14 protein-coding genes are annotated in these 15,317 nt (G+C 50.6%); 1 reads left to right on the top strand and 13 read right to left on the bottom strand.

What is annotated here, in order from left to right; translation table 11 throughout:
- Window positions 1-2: 2 nt before the first annotated feature.
- The 9 genes from NE619_RS07020 to NE619_RS06980 all read right to left on the bottom strand — a co-directional run bounded on the left by NE619_RS07020 (window position 3) and on the right by NE619_RS06980 (window position 10,667).
- Window positions 3-3,308: a PD-(D/E)XK nuclease family protein gene (locus tag NE619_RS07020; protein WP_256131689.1), complete on the bottom strand. Its 3,306-nt coding sequence runs from the start codon at window positions 3,306-3,308 to the stop codon at window positions 3-5.
- 28 nt (window positions 3,309-3,336) lie between these two features.
- Window positions 3,337-4,791, bottom strand: a complete 1,455-nt coding sequence (locus tag NE619_RS07015) for a nitronate monooxygenase (RefSeq protein WP_256131687.1) — start codon at window positions 4,789-4,791, stop codon at window positions 3,337-3,339.
- A 12-nt stretch (window positions 4,792-4,803) separates the two neighbouring features.
- Window positions 4,804-5,229 (bottom strand): 3-hydroxyacyl-ACP dehydratase FabZ, encoded by a 426-nt coding sequence (gene fabZ / locus NE619_RS07010; protein WP_256131686.1) that lies wholly within the window; start codon window positions 5,227-5,229, stop codon window positions 4,804-4,806.
- Between the two features lie 9 nt (window positions 5,230-5,238).
- The gene (gene fabF / locus NE619_RS07005; protein ID WP_256131685.1) at window positions 5,239-6,471 is read right to left on the bottom strand and encodes a beta-ketoacyl-ACP synthase II; all 1,233 of its coding nucleotides are present in this window, start codon (window positions 6,469-6,471) and stop codon (window positions 5,239-5,241) included.
- 19 nt (window positions 6,472-6,490) lie between these two features.
- On the bottom strand, window positions 6,491-7,231 hold the full coding sequence (gene fabG, locus NE619_RS07000) for a 3-oxoacyl-[acyl-carrier-protein] reductase (RefSeq protein ID WP_256131683.1): 741 nt from the start codon (window positions 7,229-7,231) through the stop codon (window positions 6,491-6,493).
- A 2-nt stretch (window positions 7,232-7,233) separates the two neighbouring features.
- The gene (locus tag NE619_RS06995) at window positions 7,234-8,223 is read right to left on the bottom strand and encodes an ACP S-malonyltransferase (RefSeq protein ID WP_256131681.1); all 990 of its coding nucleotides are present in this window, start codon (window positions 8,221-8,223) and stop codon (window positions 7,234-7,236) included.
- Window positions 8,180-9,133, bottom strand: a complete 954-nt coding sequence (gene fabK, locus NE619_RS06990; protein WP_256131680.1) for an enoyl-[acyl-carrier-protein] reductase FabK — start codon at window positions 9,131-9,133, stop codon at window positions 8,180-8,182. The genes NE619_RS06995 and fabK overlap by 44 nt, the downstream gene beginning before the upstream one ends.
- A gap of 45 nt (window positions 9,134-9,178) precedes the next feature.
- Window positions 9,179-10,165 (bottom strand): 3-oxoacyl-ACP synthase III family protein, encoded by a 987-nt coding sequence (locus NE619_RS06985; RefSeq protein WP_256131679.1) that lies wholly within the window; start codon window positions 10,163-10,165, stop codon window positions 9,179-9,181.
- Between the two features lie 226 nt (window positions 10,166-10,391).
- Window positions 10,392-10,667 carry a type II toxin-antitoxin system Phd/YefM family antitoxin gene (locus NE619_RS06980; protein ID WP_256131678.1) on the bottom strand — a complete coding sequence of 92 codons (276 nt, stop codon included), beginning with the start codon at window positions 10,665-10,667 and terminating at the stop codon, window positions 10,392-10,394.
- A gap of 210 nt (window positions 10,668-10,877) precedes the next feature.
- Between NE619_RS06980 and NE619_RS06975 the strand changes: the two genes are divergently transcribed.
- Window positions 10,878-12,434 (top strand): ABC-F family ATP-binding cassette domain-containing protein, encoded by a 1,557-nt coding sequence (locus NE619_RS06975; protein ID WP_256131677.1) that lies wholly within the window; start codon window positions 10,878-10,880, stop codon window positions 12,432-12,434.
- Between the two features lie 86 nt (window positions 12,435-12,520).
- On the opposite strand, the gene NE619_RS06970 is transcribed toward NE619_RS06975, so the two are convergent.
- The 4 genes from NE619_RS06970 to NE619_RS06955 all read right to left on the bottom strand — a co-directional run bounded on the left by NE619_RS06970 (window position 12,521) and on the right by NE619_RS06955 (window position 15,134).
- Complete coding sequence (locus NE619_RS06970; protein ID WP_256131676.1) at window positions 12,521-13,165, bottom strand: HAD family hydrolase; 645 nt, start codon at window positions 13,163-13,165, stop codon at window positions 12,521-12,523.
- 170 nt (window positions 13,166-13,335) lie between these two features.
- Window positions 13,336-14,037, bottom strand: a complete 702-nt coding sequence (locus tag NE619_RS06965) for a hypothetical protein (protein WP_256131675.1) — start codon at window positions 14,035-14,037, stop codon at window positions 13,336-13,338.
- Entirely contained in the window at window positions 14,030-14,803 is a 774-nt protein-coding gene (locus tag NE619_RS06960; protein WP_256131674.1) for a permease prefix domain 1-containing protein, read from the bottom strand. The genes NE619_RS06965 and NE619_RS06960 overlap by 8 nt, the downstream gene beginning before the upstream one ends.
- Window positions 14,790-15,134 carry a PadR family transcriptional regulator gene (locus NE619_RS06955; protein WP_256131673.1) on the bottom strand — a complete coding sequence of 115 codons (345 nt, stop codon included), beginning with the start codon at window positions 15,132-15,134 and terminating at the stop codon, window positions 14,790-14,792. The genes NE619_RS06960 and NE619_RS06955 overlap by 14 nt, the downstream gene beginning before the upstream one ends.
- Between the last annotated feature and the right edge of the window lie 183 nt (window positions 15,135-15,317).

Below are 15,317 nucleotides of genomic sequence, written 5' to 3'. Positions count from 1 at the left end.
GTTTAAATGATTTCGTATCTGCATCCTTCAAAAGCCAGGTCAAACTGGCAGATACCTTTGTATTTGCAGTATGTGCAGGCGCTCACCTGGCCGGATTTTTTCGGCTTTACGGCTATATTTCCCCGCAGCAGTTCTTCGCACAGCTCCCCAACCTTCTCGTCCACATTTTTCTGCAGCTCCCGGAAGGTCTCTTCGTCCATCAGCTTTCCCGCTCCGGTACCGGAAAAGCCTTTCTGTGTCTGTCGGACCGGCACCACATCGGAGTAGCCGGAAAACTCGCCGGCAATATCCCGGATCACCTGTGGATCATCCACCATGACCCCGTCCATTTTGCAGGCTTTTTTCGCCTCCAGCTCCACCTTTTCAGTCAGCTCCTCAGGGCGGATTGATTCTGCGCTTACGGACGGCTCACTGATGAGAAAATAGAATACGCCCGCCGGCTCCCGTTCCTGCTGCTGCGCGGCCTTCAGGTAGAGCATCAGCTGCAGGCGAAAGCCTTTTTCCGCCTCATTGACGCTAAACTTTTCGTTCCCTGTCTTATAGTCGATGATCTTAACTTTGCCGTCCTCCAGAAGATCCACCCGGTCGATCTTGCCTTCGATGAAGACCTGCCCCTGCTCCGTTTCCACCGTTACCGGCGGGATACTCTTTCCCCTGCCGAACGCCTGCTCGAAAGCAATGGTGCGGATGCTGCCCCGCCTTACGTGGTCGATCATGATCCAGCTTATTTCATTGCAGATCTCACGGAGCCGTTTTGTTCGATACGTTTCCTCACTGCCGGAAGCAAGGATGCCCTCCCGATACAAAAGCGATTCTCTTTCCACAATGCTGCCAATCTTTTTTTCACACTCTTCCTTGGATACGGTCATCCATTTGGAAGCCGGGTCATTGACCGGAATGCCGTCCTCTGTCAGCCACCTGGATATCTCCATCAGGCAAGTGTGATACAGGTCGCCGATTTCTCTGCCGCCCAGCTCGTAGATTCGCTGTTCCTCCGGCCGCAGTCCGTATCCGACAAAATGGGCGAAGGGGCACCGGCTGTACTGTTCCAGCCGGGACGGACTGACCGCCAGCTCCTGAGGATGCTCCCGCTTATAAAGCGCCTCTGTAAAGGATTTGGAAATATCCTCCTGCTTGTTGGTGAAGAAAATGCCTTCCTGCAATTGGGCAATATCCCGATTTTCCCGATACCAGGAAACCGCCGTCTGCCACCCGGGATCCAGTTCCCCGCTGTCCATGGTCCGCCGGAGAGCCGCAGTCAGATGCTCCATCGCTGCGTTTTCGGCCTGCAAAAGCTCCATCGGCACGCCTCTGCTCACAAGATCCTGCTCCACTTCCAGATTCGGATAAATCGCCTGAATCTTGCTGAATATGGAGGAAGGTTTTATTTCCCGTCCGTCGCCATCCGAAGCCGAATAGCTGATCCACAGCCGCCTTCCCGGTCTGGCCAGGTTTTTATAGATGGCCAGTTTTTCTTCCTGAAGACGGATCTCATCCACTTTACAGATTTCAATTTCCTGCTGCGCGAGATAATGCTTCTCATCCTCATTGAGAATACTGTCCATGGGCGCCGAAGCCGGAAGCAGCCCCTCGTTGGCCCCCAGGATCAACATAGCTTTCACAGGTCCGCTCCTGGTTCGCTGCATGGTTCCCATAATCAGCCCGTCAGCGGAAGGAGGAAGAAGGCCCACTTCAATGGACTCCAGGCCAGCCCGGAAAATATCCCCAAAACTGTCTGCGAGAATCGTCTCTTCACCTACGATTTCCACGAACTGATCCAGCACATCCATAACCAGGCCCCAGACCTGGGCAGTTTCCTCCGCCGCTTCCAGATATCCTTCTTCTTCCTGTCTGCGGATCATGTTTTCCAGTTTTCCCGGAAGACCGCAATCCTCCGCCAGATACAGATACAGGGCCCGTACCCGTTCTTTTACCGTGCCGCCCGCTTTGAACTTCTGGGAAAAGGACTCCACCAGCTCAACAAACGCTCTGCGGGAGCATTCCAGCTGCTCCAGTCCTTCCTTTCCGTATTCACCGGCCCCTCTGGTGAAAGCTTTCTTCCACCGGCTTCCCCGGATACGGAATTTTCTCGCATAATTCTCCAGTTCCTCAATCTCATCCCATGCAAGAGATGTGAGGCCGGTCTTGAGCAGACGAAAAACATCCTCCGTTCGGTAGCCTTTGCTGCTGATATCCAAAAGCGACAGAATAAACACAGATGCAGGGTTATGGAGAATATTCTGCTTTTTATCTAAAAACAGCTCTATCCCGTACTGGGAAAAAACTCGTTTGACGATAGAACCTCTGGTTTCCATATCGTTGCAGATCAAAATGATGTCCTTATATTCCAGGCCCTCATCCCGAACCAGGGACAATACCTCCGCTGCCGCGGATTCCGCCTCACTGTAAAAGTTGGCAGCCCGCATCAGCGTGATGCCATCGTGCTCCTCCGACGCCTTTACCGGTATGGCATACAGCTCATGCTCCAAATGAAGGATTGCCGGAGCTTTTTCCCCGACCCGATAATCCTGAGAAATGGCCGACTTTTCCCACGGGATTCCCTGTTCTTCCGCCAGGCGGCAGAACTTTCCCATGATGCTCCCGGGAAGACCGAACAGCTCCCCATCCCGGCCCCCTTCTCCATAAGTCAATACCAGATTTACCTCTTTGGCCGTCCGCATCAGCTGTCCGATGACCTCCGTATTTTTGGGGGTAAAGGAATCAAAGCCGTATACCCAGACGGCAGAATCTCTGATCTTTTCCGAAGCGGTGATCTTCTCAGCGTAAAGGCTGACATAATCTTCCGTATCGAGATACTTGTCCTTTATATATTCTTCGTAGCTCTCGAATACCAGACCGATATCCCTTAGCTTTTTTCTCAGGAACGTGCTCTCACCTAAGCCCTGAGCAATGTTCTCCAGCTCCTGAGGCGTGGTGCCGTACTGTTTTAATTCGGAAATAAAATTGTTGACCATCTCAATAAAGGACTGCTTTTTTTCCAGCCCCCGGTAGATGGAAAGCTCTTCTTTCCTTTCTGTGAGTATCTTGGTCAGCAGCATATGTCGCCCATACTTGTCAATGAGCGCCGTCCGTCCGCCGCCTGTTTCGGCCAGGATCTTAAGGCCCAGCCTGGAAATGCTGACCACTTCCAGATCCATAAGTCCTCTTGCTCCCAGATAAAAAAAGGCATCCCTCTCCGCCTGTAACGTAAACTGGTCCGGTACAAGCAGCAGGGTTTTGCCTTTTATAGAATCGAATATGAATTTATCTTTATTGATATTTTCGCGGCCATAATAAATATGAAGCATGAAACCCGTTCTCCTCCCCCGGAATCTGTTATCGTGTGAATTCGTTGAAGATATCGGCCACGCTTTCTATTTTATCCGCTTTGTAAACTTTGCTTCCGCAGAATATCAGGCCGTTATCCAAATCCCCCAGGGCCGCGTTGATCAGTCCCTGTGTAATACACCGGGGATCCTCGCTGATCCGGTCAACATAAGGGCTTTTGATCACCCTTCCCGGAAAGCCCTCCGGACTCGTAATAATTGTAACATCCTTTTCACTGCAGTTCAAATAGGCGTTCTTAAACGCTTCGCAGGCATCGCATTCTCTGGTGGTCACAAAGCGGGAACCGATCTGAAAGCCATCGGCACCATAGGCATAGACTTTTTCTGCGTCCTCTCTGGTATAGATGCCGCCGCAGACGATGAGCGGACAGTGATCCAAATCCTCCAGCTCTCCCTTGAGATCGGCGATGTTCTTGTAAAAATCCTCTGCCGCCGCTTCCATCTGGAATTCCTTGACTCCCAGATATCCACCCGCCAGCGGTCCCTGGAAAATAAACCCGTCGGGCGTGCGGTTGTACTTCTTGGCCCAGTTTCGGATAATGATATTTGCTGCCCGTTTGGATGATACGATTGGAACCAGCGCCACCTTCTTATCTTTGCAGTAGCGGGGAAGATTGATCGGCACTCCCGCCCCGCAGATAATCACCTCCGCGCCGGCCGCTACGGCCGTCTCCACATATTCCTGAGGATGCCGTGAAGACCACATAATGTTGACGCCGATGGGTCCTCTGCCCTCACAGTCCCGCACCAGCTGCAGCGCCCTTTGAATCTCTCTTTTCAAAACCCGTTTGTTGGCTGCCAGCGGGTCTGCGTCAAAATCAGGCTCGCGAAATCCGATCTTGGACGCGGCTATAACACCGACGCCCCCTTCCTTTGCCACGGCGGCTGCCAGCGAACTCATAGACAGACCGATGCTGAGAGCTCCCTGAAAAATCGGTACCGGTACGGTCACTTTGCCCAGTTTCAGAGGTTTCATGGCAAAGGGTCCCGGGTCCCTGGCCGGAGGGTGCTTGCGCATCAGCAGGTATTCATTGATATTGTCGATGGATTCGATGAATTTTCCCACCTGATCCTCCGGGATCTGGGAAATGGCCTCCCGAATCATGGCCGTATGGAACTCCTCGTGCTCCCGCACCGCTGAGGCGCCTTCGTCCGTCAGACGTATCTTTACGATCCGCCGGTCCTCCGGGATACGGAACCGGTCCACATATCCCTTTTTCACCAGCTTATTGACTGCTGCGGTAAGGGTGCTGACATTGATCTTTAAGGCTGCCGCAACCTGGCTCATGGTCTTGGGTTTTCCCTCGCCGATGGCTACCAGAGTATGCAGCTCTGTTATGGAAAGGTCCCTGCGGGTGGATTCTTTAATCGCCTTTTCTTCCAGCTTTAAAACCACATTGAAAAGGTTTACTAAAATATCGTTGATTTTTCTGACGTTATCCACCTTGGACGCTCCTTATTCAAACATAAACATGATCTCGCATTTGCAGGCCAGCTTGTCGCCCACGTAAGCCTCAGCTTTTCCGGTGCCGGCTCTTTTTCTCAGCTTTTCAAAATACACCTTCAAGGTCAGGGTATCGCCGGGGACCACCTGATGCTTGAATTTCGCCTCCTTGATGGAGCCGAAGAAAGCCAGCTTGCCTTTGTTTTCCGGCAGAGAAAGGACAGCGACCGCCCCGGCCTGGGCCAGAGCTTCCACTTGCAGAACGCCCGGCATCACTTTTCTCTCCGGGAAATGGCCCTGAAAGTAATATTCCTCTTCCCTTACGTGCTTGATGGCCGTAATCGACTTGCCCGCTTCCATTTCCACCACTTCATCCACCAGAAGGAAGGGCTCTCTGTGGGGAATGATTTCTTTGATCTGTTCCTGATTCATTAACATGTTATCACCTTATTTCTCGAACTTCTTGACAATAATGCTGCCGTTGTGTCCGCCGAATCCCAGGGAATTGGAGAGCACATAGTTCAGATCTGCCTCTCTTCCTTCGTTTGGCACATAGTCCAGCGTCAGTTCCGGGTCCGGCTTTTCAAGGCCGATGGTAGCCGGAATGAATCCATCGTTGATGGCTTCTACGCAGAATACGGTTTCGATGCCACCTGCCGCTCCCAGCAGATGTCCGGTCATGCTCTTGGTGGAGCTGATAGGAACTTTTGTATCGTTTCCAAAGATTTTTTTGATGGCATTCGTCTCAAACAAATCATTGTATGGCGTTCCGGTTCCGTGGGCATTGATGTAGTCGATCTGATCCGGTGCGATGCCCGCTTCCTGCAGCGCCAGTTCCATGGCGTTGGCCGCGCCTTCGCCGTCCGGCGCCGGTGCCGTGATATGGTATGCATCGCAGGTGGCTCCGTAGCCCACCATCTCGCCGTAGATCTTCGCGCCTCTTGCCAGCGCGTGTTCCAGCTCTTCTAAAATCAGAAAACCGGCACCTTCTCCCAGCACAAAGCCGTCTCGTTCCGCATCAAACGGTGTGGAGCATCTTGAGGGGTCCGTTCTTGTAGACATAGCCTTCATGTTGGCAAATCCGGAGAAGCATACGGGTGTGAATACGGATTCCGCAGAGCCTGCCAGAACCACATCCGCATAGCCGTGCTTTACGTTGCGGAAAGCCTCTCCCACGCTGTGAGTACCGGCCGCGCAGGCGGAAACCACACCGAAGCAGGATGCTTTCGCCTGGAATTTGATCGCCAGATTGCCGGATACGGCGTTGGGCATTACCATGGGCACCAGCAGAGCGGATGCTCTTGCGGGATTATCCTTTTTTACACATTTGGTCACTTCGTTTTCCAGGGTGGAGATGCCGCCGATTCCGGTCCCGGCGAACACGCCGAACCGTTCCGCTTTCACGTTTTCACCGCTGACAATGCCTGAATCCGCCACCGCTTCTCCTGCGGCTGTCAGGGCCATCTGGGAGGAAAGGTCCAGTCTCTTGGCTTCCCGTTTATCTTCAAAAACAAAATCTTTGACTTCCGCGCCCATTTTTACTTTATGGGAAGTGACATCAAAGCGGGTGATCTCCGCGATTCCGTGTTTTCCTGCTTTGATGCTGGCCCATGAATCGGCAATATTATTTCCAACGGGTGTAACGGCTCCTCTGCCTGTAATTACAACTCTTTTTTCCATTAATTCAAATCCTTTCTCTCTACATGGTTAATCCGCCGTCTACGCAGATGGTCTGTCCTGTAATATAAGAAGCGCTGTCGGAAGCCAGAAACAACGCGGTCTTTGCGATGTCCTCCGGCTTTCCCGTGCGGCCCAGACTGATGGCCTCAGCAATCTTTGCTTTCTGATCGTCCGTCATCACGGCGGTCATGTCCGTATCAATGAATCCCGGCGCGATGGCATTGACGGTGATCCCTCTTCTTCCCAGTTCTTTTGCCGCCGACATGGTCATGCCGATGACGCCCGCCTTGGAAGCGCTGTAGTTGACTTGGGCCGGATTCCCCTTTACTCCGGCAACGGACGACATGTTGATGATCCTGCCGGATCTCTGCTTTATCATAACCTTTGAAGCTTCGCTCAGGAAATAGAAGGAGCCGTTTAAGTTGGCGTTTATCACATCGGTAAAATCCGCGCCCGACATGCGCATCAGCAGCTTGTCTCTGGTAATGCCCGCGTTATTGACTAAAATATCCACTTTGCCGAACAGCTCTTTGGCCTTTGCTACAGCAGCTTTGGCTGTCTCCGGGTCCGCCACGTCGCCTTTTAAAAGCTCGACTTTCGTCCCATGCTCCGCAAGCTCGGCGGCTGTTTTCTGCGCCTGCTCGTCATTGCTTCGATAGCAGAGCAGCACGTCGGCGCCGTTTTTACAGAATTCCTCTCCAATCGCTCTGCCTATGCCCCGGACGCCGCCTGTAATGATAGCTGATTTTCCCTGTAACATATCTATTCTCCTTCTTTCAGAGCCGTCAGCCCTTCGATCGTCTGCTGCAGGCTCTCTGCGTTTTCGATATTGAATCTCGCGATGGCAGGGTCGGTCTTTTTGGCCAGTCCGGATAAAGTCTTACCCGGTCCGATTTCCACCAGCACCTCTGCGCCGTCGCGTTTGAAATTGCGGATTGTTTCTTCCCAGTAAACCGGGCTCATGGCCTGTCTGGACATGATATCCGCCAGGTATTCGACCGGGTCTGTGCCGTCAAAATCCTTCATCATATCTTCTGCGGTAACGTTGGCGTAGATTTTCGCACCAGGAGCTTTCAGTCCCGCCTCCTTGAGCACGTTTTTCAGCTCCTTTGCCGCCGGAACCATCATTGGACTGTGGAAAGCCGTTCCCACAGGCAGCACCATGGCTCTGATTTTCTTTGCCTTCGCGGCTTTAACAAAACGTTCAATCGCTTCTTTATCGCCGGCTACTACCGTCTGGGCAGGGGAATTGAAGTTTACGCCTTCCAGAATCCCATCTTCTCTGACTTCTTCCACCACTTCCAGGATCGCTTCCCGTTTTCCCATTCCGGCTGCCATCGCGCCCCTGGGATTGCCATCAGGCCCCAAACCGGCTTCATTCATCAGCTGGCCTCTCTTGGTTACGATCTCCATGCCTTTTTTAATTTCATCAATTGCTCCGGCTGCGGTCAGAGCCGCGTATTCGCCGAGACTGAATCCCGCATAACCGATAATTTCCACATCGTCTTCCATGCCGGCCTTTTTCAGGGCTTCCAGAAAGGCTTTGTAAGCGGCCATCGTCACTGTATAGATACATGGCTGGGTGACGTGGGTCTGCTTTAAAGTCTCTTCATCGCCCTCAAAGCACCATTCCTTCACTTGGTCTCCCGCCATGTCAAAAATTTCTTTTGCTGATTCATATGTGTCGTACAGGTCTTTGCCCATCCCTTTATACTGAGCGCCCTGTCCTGCAAATGTGATTCCGATCTTCATAAATCTCTTCTACCTCCTTAAACATTTCTTCGATGATTTCTGCTGCCGGCTGTTCCTTCTTTACCATACCGGCGATCTGTCCGGACATGATGTTGCCATGATCCGCGTCTCCGTCGCGCACTGCGGCGGCCAAGGTTCCCGTGCAGAGCTCGTTGATCTTCTCCACGTCCTCGTTTTTCTTTTCCAGCGCCAGAATTTCTCTGGCCAGTTTATTTTTAATGACTCTTACCGGGTGGCCCGTGCTCCGGCCGGTGGCCACGGTGGAAGAATCCTTTGCTTTTAAAATAGCGTTTTTATAACCTGGAGCCACGATACATTCGTTGGCTACCAGGAATCTGGTTCCTACCTGCACGCCTTTGGCGCCCAGCATATAGGCTGCGGCGATGCCCCTGCCGTCAGCAATGCCTCCGGCAGCGAGAACCGGAATTTTCACTGCGTCTACGATCTGCGGAACCAGCGCCATGGTCGCAGTCTCTCCGATATGCCCTCCGGCCTCTGTTCCTTCCGCAACTACCGCATCGGCTCCCGCACGTTCCACACGCAGAGCCAAAGCCACATTCGCGATAACCGGGACAACTTTAATACCGCACTCCTTCATTCTAGCAATATACTTTCCCGGATTTCCCGCGCCTGTCGTTACTACCGGTACTTTTTCCTCGCAAACAACATCGATGAGCTCATCCACATTGGGGGCCAGCAGCATGATGTTGACACCGAAAGGCTTGTCTGTCATTTCTCTTGTCTTTTTGATCTGCTCCCTCAGCCAGTCCGCTGATTCACCGCCTGCCGCGATGATTCCCAGTCCGCCGCCGTTGCTCACGGCCGCTGCCAGGTTGCATTCGGCAATTCTCGCCATGGCTCCCTGGATAATCGGATATTCAGTGCCCAATACTTCGCATACATTTACCATTTCATTTTCCTCCTACTTCCTATCTGACTATGGGAATGCCCTTTTCTACCATTCTATAATGGCCGCAGCGGCAGAAAGTCCGCCGCCGAATCCCATGACTGCAATTTTATCGCCTTTCTCCATTTTACCAGTTTTTGAAAGATCATACAATGCCATTGGAATACTTGCTGAAGAAACATTGGCGCTTTTGTTGATGCTGATCTGGAATTTTTCGATGGGCTGGTTCAGCCGCTGTGCCGCGGCAATCATGATCCGGCCGTTGGCCTGATGCGGTACGAACCAGTCGATGTCATCCAGAGTCAGTCCCGCTTTCTCCAAAGCCGCCATGGTTACCTCTTCAATGGAATTGACTGCGAATTTGAATACGGCCTTTCCCCGAAGGGCCAGATGCTGCGGCTGTATTTCGTCCTGCCAGAAGGGGATCTTATGATACTCCTTGCCGCAGGTCAATACGCCCCTTTCGTCATCGTAATTTTTCAGGTATGTAGCCAGTATTCCCGAGCTGCCCGGTCTGTTTTCCAGCACGGCCGCTCCGGCTCCGTCCCCGAACAGGATGCAGCTGGAACGTTCCTCCCAGTTGGTGATCCTGGAAAGGCGCTCTACGCCGATCACCAGCGCCCTTTTGATTTCCATTGTATTGGAGCCTGGCATGGCTCCGTTTTTCATCAATGCCTCCGCGTTCCACAGTCCGTACATAAAGCCGCTGCAGGCAGCGTTTATATCGAAGGCTACTGCGTTTTCCAGTCCCAATCTCCGTTTTACCTGCGCGCTGGTCACCGGAACCATGGCATCCGGCGTCACGGTGGCTACCAGTACCAGACCGATGGAATCCCGGTCAATCCCCCGCAGTGCTTCTTCCCCTGCTCCGCACGCCAGATCCACGCCGGTCTCAACCGTAGCCACATGCCGCTGTTCAATGCCGGTTCTCTCGATGATCCAGGTGTGGTCCGTATCGACCAGATCGGAAATGTCGTCATTGGTTACGACTTTTTCCGGCAGGCATTTTCCCAATCCTACAATTTCTACGCCCAAATCGTCCTCCTTTGATGCTGTTTTTATTGTTTATAGATAAAATAGTTTGATAGTCAAACTATTTTATAATATTATAATTTATTTTCAGGAAAAGTCAATGGGTTTTGTTGTTGTAGATTTTTTTGAAATACAGCAAATGCCGCGCATTCGATATTTTCTACACAAAAAAACCCGAAAAATCGGGTTTTTCCAATGGCATCATAGCTTATCTTTTATATTTCTATTGTTATATAGAATCCTTCTCACTTCCATTCATACGCTCCCTTACTCTTCCGAACACTTCATTTGCTGTAAATCTTGTTGCATCTGCTGCCGCAGCTTTATCGGCTTCATCTAATTTCAGCTCTACGTCTTCTGTCAGCGCCGCATACTGCTCAAGACTCAAAACCACCATCGAACCGTATCCGTTCTTAGTAAGATATACTGCTTCCCCTTCTCTTACGATTGATTCAATTTCCGTAAAATTATTTCTTAAATCGGAAACCGGTCTTATATTAATCATCTTCTTACCCTCCATATTTTGCACATTCTTTATGGCATAATTTTATCATAATTACGCCATATTTGCAATATACGGATCTTGATATCATTCGCTCTGGCCGGGTTCTGTTTATACTCATGGGCGAAACATAGCCCGCCCAGCTCACCGAAATCTGCTTGCCCATTTCGCCGGATAAGGTTATAATACTTTTATCAATTTAAGGAGTTTTTTATGAGCATTTTGACAGTTGAACATTTATCCCATGGCTTTGGAGACAGGGCCATTTTTAATGACGTTTCCTTCCGCCTTCTGGCCGGCGAGCATATCGGTCTTGTGGGCGCCAACGGTGAAGGAAAGTCTACCTTTCTGAATATTGTTACCGGTAAGCTGGCCCCGGATGAGGGCCGCGTGGAATGGGCAAAGAACTGCCGCGTCGGTTATCTGGATCAGCACACGGTTCTGGAAAAAGGCATGACTATGCGGGATGTACTGAAATCCGCTTTTTCCTATCTATTTGAGATGGAGGCGCGCATGAATGAGATCTGCGACCGGCTGGGAAGCGCCGATGTGTCGGAGATGGACGCGCTGATGGATGAGCTGGGAGAAATTCAGGATATGCTCACCATGCACGATTTTTATATTATTGACGCTAAGGTTGAAGAGGTCGCCCGGGCGTTGGGGCTCACGGACATTGGGCTGGACAAGGATGTGTCGGATCTTTCCGGCGGCCAGCGGACCAAGACCCTGCTGGCAAAACTGCTTTTGGAGAAGCCGGACATTCTTCTTTTGGACGAGCCGACCAATTACCTGGATGAGGAGCATATCGAATGGCTGCGGAGGTATCTGCTGGATTATGAAAACGCTTTCATTCTTATATCCCACGATATCCCCTTCCTCAACAGTGTAATCAATCTGGTTTATCACATGGAAAACCAGGAGCTGAATCGCTATGTGGGCGATTACGATAAATTCCAGGAGGTTTATGCGGTAAAGAAGGCGCAGCTGGAGGCCGCTTACAAACGGCAGCAGCAGGAAATCAGTGAATTGAAGGATTTCGTAGCCCGCAATAAGGCGCGGGTAGCCACCCGCAACATGGCCATGTCCCGTCAGAAAAAACTGGACAATATGGATTTAATCGAGCTGGCGGCGGAAAAACCCAAGCCGGAATTTAATTTTAAGAAGGGACGTACCTCTGGGAAGGTTTTATTTGAAACTGCGGATCTGGTCATCGGTTATGATGAACCGCTTTCAAAACCCCTGAACCTTTCCATGGAGCGGGGACAGAAGATTGCGCTCATCGGAGCCAACGGCATCGGGAAAACGACGCTTTTGAAAAGTATCCTGGGCCTGATTCCGCCTCTTTCCGGGACATGCGAGCTGGGCGATTATCTGCAGATCGGCTATTTTGAGCAGGAGATGCCGCCGGGGAATACCAATACCTGTATCCAGGAGATGTGGAATGAATTCCCGGGACTGAATCAGTTTGAAGTGCGCGCGGCTCTAGCCAAGTGTGGCCTTACCACCAAGCACATTGAAAGTCAGGTGCGGGTTCTGTCCGGAGGCGAACAGGCCAAGGTACGGCTTTGCAAGCTGATTAACTGCGAAAGCAATATTCTGCTTTTGGACGAGCCGACCAATCATCTGGACGCGGACGCCAAAGCGGAGCTGAAGCGCGCGCTGATCGATTATAAAGGAAGCGTTCTGCTGATCTGTCACGAGCCGGAATTTTATCAGGATGTGGTGACGGATGTATGGGATTGCAGTAAGTGGACGACAAAGCTGATATAAAAGAACAGAAACCGTTTTGCTGCGGCAGGGTCCTCGACCTGTGCAAAACGGTTTCTTCTTTTTTGAGATTTGTGTTCCAATTACCCTTAGATCAAGTCCAGCAGGTCTTCTGCTTTTTCGATTATATAATCCGGTTTATTGGGTCCGGTTTTCTCTTCTTCGGTCACAGCCATGGCCCAGCTTACCAGCACGGATTTGACGCCGGCGTTCTTGGCACAGAGGATATCGAACATGGTATCCCCCAGCATAATGCTGCGCTCCGGGGCAGAATCCAGTTTTTCCAGAGCGATGTGGATGGGCTCAGGATCCGGTTTGTGCTTGTCCGTATCGTCGGCAGTAACCACCGTATCGAAATAGTCCGCGATCTCATATTTTTCCAAACCCTGCTGGGTGGTGTTCCGAAGCCGGGAAGTTACCATTGCCGTTTTATAATTCCGCTGTTTCAGCTCGGCCAGCAGCTCTTTCATTCCCGGAAACAGGGAGATCAGCTCGCCGAAGTTGTCCCGGTGATAGCTTCTGTAAATTTCCACGGATTGCTCTATCGGTACATTGGGAAACAATTTTTCCATGGTTATCTGCAAAGGCTCCCCGAAGGTTTCTATAATCTTTTCAACATCTTCTTCCCGGTTTTCCAGCGTTTTGAAGGTATGCTGCCAGGAATTGATGATTACCTCGTTGGTGTTCATGACGGTCCCGTCAAAATCAAATAATACAGTGTCAATCTTGCTCATTATTTTTCTCCTTTTACATGCTGCACGGTCCCTTTTCTATCCGGCTGATCGGATTGCCCGATTGCCGGCGGGACAGTACACTAGTTATTATAGGTGCAAAAGGATGGTTTTGCAATGGCAAGATTGACAGCGAAAGGATGGCGGACCTGACTTAAACCACTGGTTTCTCGTTATTCCATCGCAACCAGGGCTTCCCTTCCTTTATGGTAATCCTCCACTCTCCGCACCGCATTTCCATCTTCATCATAGCCTGTCACCGCTTTGATCTCCCACTGGATTTCGGGGCATGGACCGTCATATAAATTTTCTCCCACTGTATATTCCTCGTTTAAGCAATCCAGTGTTTCCGATTCCGTGTATTCTCCGGAAATCTTCGGGATGTAGAAGATTCCTTTATCCAGCATTTGCGCCTTTTCCGTCCGCCCATCTGTGAATTCGGCTTCAATTCTCGTGATCTGCGGGTTGGAAATCAAACCGTAGAGAATCCCCTGCATTTCATATGTCTCGCCGGCCTTTGTTTCGTACAGAGGCTTTGATTCTTCAATGCGAAAGCCAAAGTCACCCGTTTGCTTTTCACGGTCATAGACGCTTTGCAAACCTGCGGGTTTCCAAAGAAAACCGCCGATTCGCTCTTCTATGGAGCACAGGGTCCATGGTCCGCAGTTGCCGAAAACAATGCTGATATTTTCCTGTTTCACACTGCCTGCGATCTCGGAAGGTCCGAAGCCGATATTTTTTTCTTCATCCCGCATTGCCTGCTGCGGCAGCAGGTTTACCTGAAAAACAGTTCCCAGAATCAGAGCCAGCAGCAGGATCAGCAGGATATTTATAACCACTTTTGTTTTTCTTGTAAGCTTTATATGTTTACGCATCGCCGCCCTCCTTCAAAGGAATGTCCACGTCCCAGCTTCTCCCATACCGGTCAAAGCTCAGATGCATCGATTCGGCGTCTCTGGGAATAGGGTTCAAACTGAGACCAATCCTGCGATAATTAAAACCCTGCCTTTGCCATATCACCCGCATGGAGGAGTTCTGTTCCCCCAAGGATTGAGAAAATTCTTCCTTTCCGGCAGTTGCTTTGAGACCGGATATATCGAAGAATTCCCCTCCAAATAAGTCTTTCTTCACAGATACGATCAAGCATCCGCTCTGGTCCTTTCCAGTGCCGCGAATCAGTTTTTCTATGGTCACCTGATATCCGTCCGCATCAATTGTCTTATCGATTTTCTGAGTAACACAGGAAATGTTCTGCTGGCTGTATTCCGCTTTTACCTCTTTTTCAGCAGAGTCAGCGGCTGACACCAGTTGATTAATACCTCCCAGCGAAAAGCCAATACACACGAAAATCAACACTGCTGTCACTGCCGTACTGATGAGCCAGAGCCACCCCAGCCAGAAATGGTGCTGCCTGTTGAGCGCCTTTCCGATTTCTTCTGCGTTTCCCATCGCTGCGACAGCCTGCTGCTGGGCCTTTTCCGCTTCCACGCCCTGTGCCCGCAGCTCCCATGCCGCATCTTCAATATGAGCTTCCAGCTCTTTTTTTATCGCTGCCCTGTCCCAGATAAAATGAATTTGCTTTAGCACATCATTCAAAAAATCGTCTCTATGAGAACCTTCCTTCTTTTTAGGCCATACCATACACACCACCGCCAATCACTTTGTTTACGGAATCGGAAAAAATATTCCATTGTTCTTTTTCCGCTTCCAGTTGCTTAAGCCCCTTTTTCGTAATCTGATAATATTTTCTGGATTTTCCCTGGGGCGTCGTCTGCTTGTAGGAAGCAACGTAGCCACTGTTCTCCAGCTTGTGGAGAATCGGATACAGAGTCCCTTCTTTGAACTGGAACGTATGATCGGAACGTTCTTCCAGCTCACGGATCAGCTGATAACCGTAAGAATCCTCTTCGGATAATAGCGTCAGGATCAGCATATTGGTGCTGCCGCCTATTAAATTTTTGTCGATTTTCATACTTTCACCTCCTTTCATACCTAGAAATTCTATGTACGGTTATTATACTTAGAGATTCTAGGTATGTCAAGTAAAAATCTTTTCTTCGCAAAGCCATTTGTTATTTTCACAGAGGTGATATAAAATAACGGAATAGGGTTGCAGCATGGCATCGGGAAAAAGGAACCTATGGTTTTCAAATCA

Origin of the sequence: Anaerovorax odorimutans (assembly GCF_024459955.1) — a bacterium.
Lineage (GTDB): Bacteria > Bacillota > Clostridia > Peptostreptococcales > Anaerovoracaceae > Hominibacterium > Hominibacterium odorimutans_A.
Note: the sequence above shows the minus strand (reverse complement) of the source record. Positions and strands in the feature narration are given on the sequence as shown.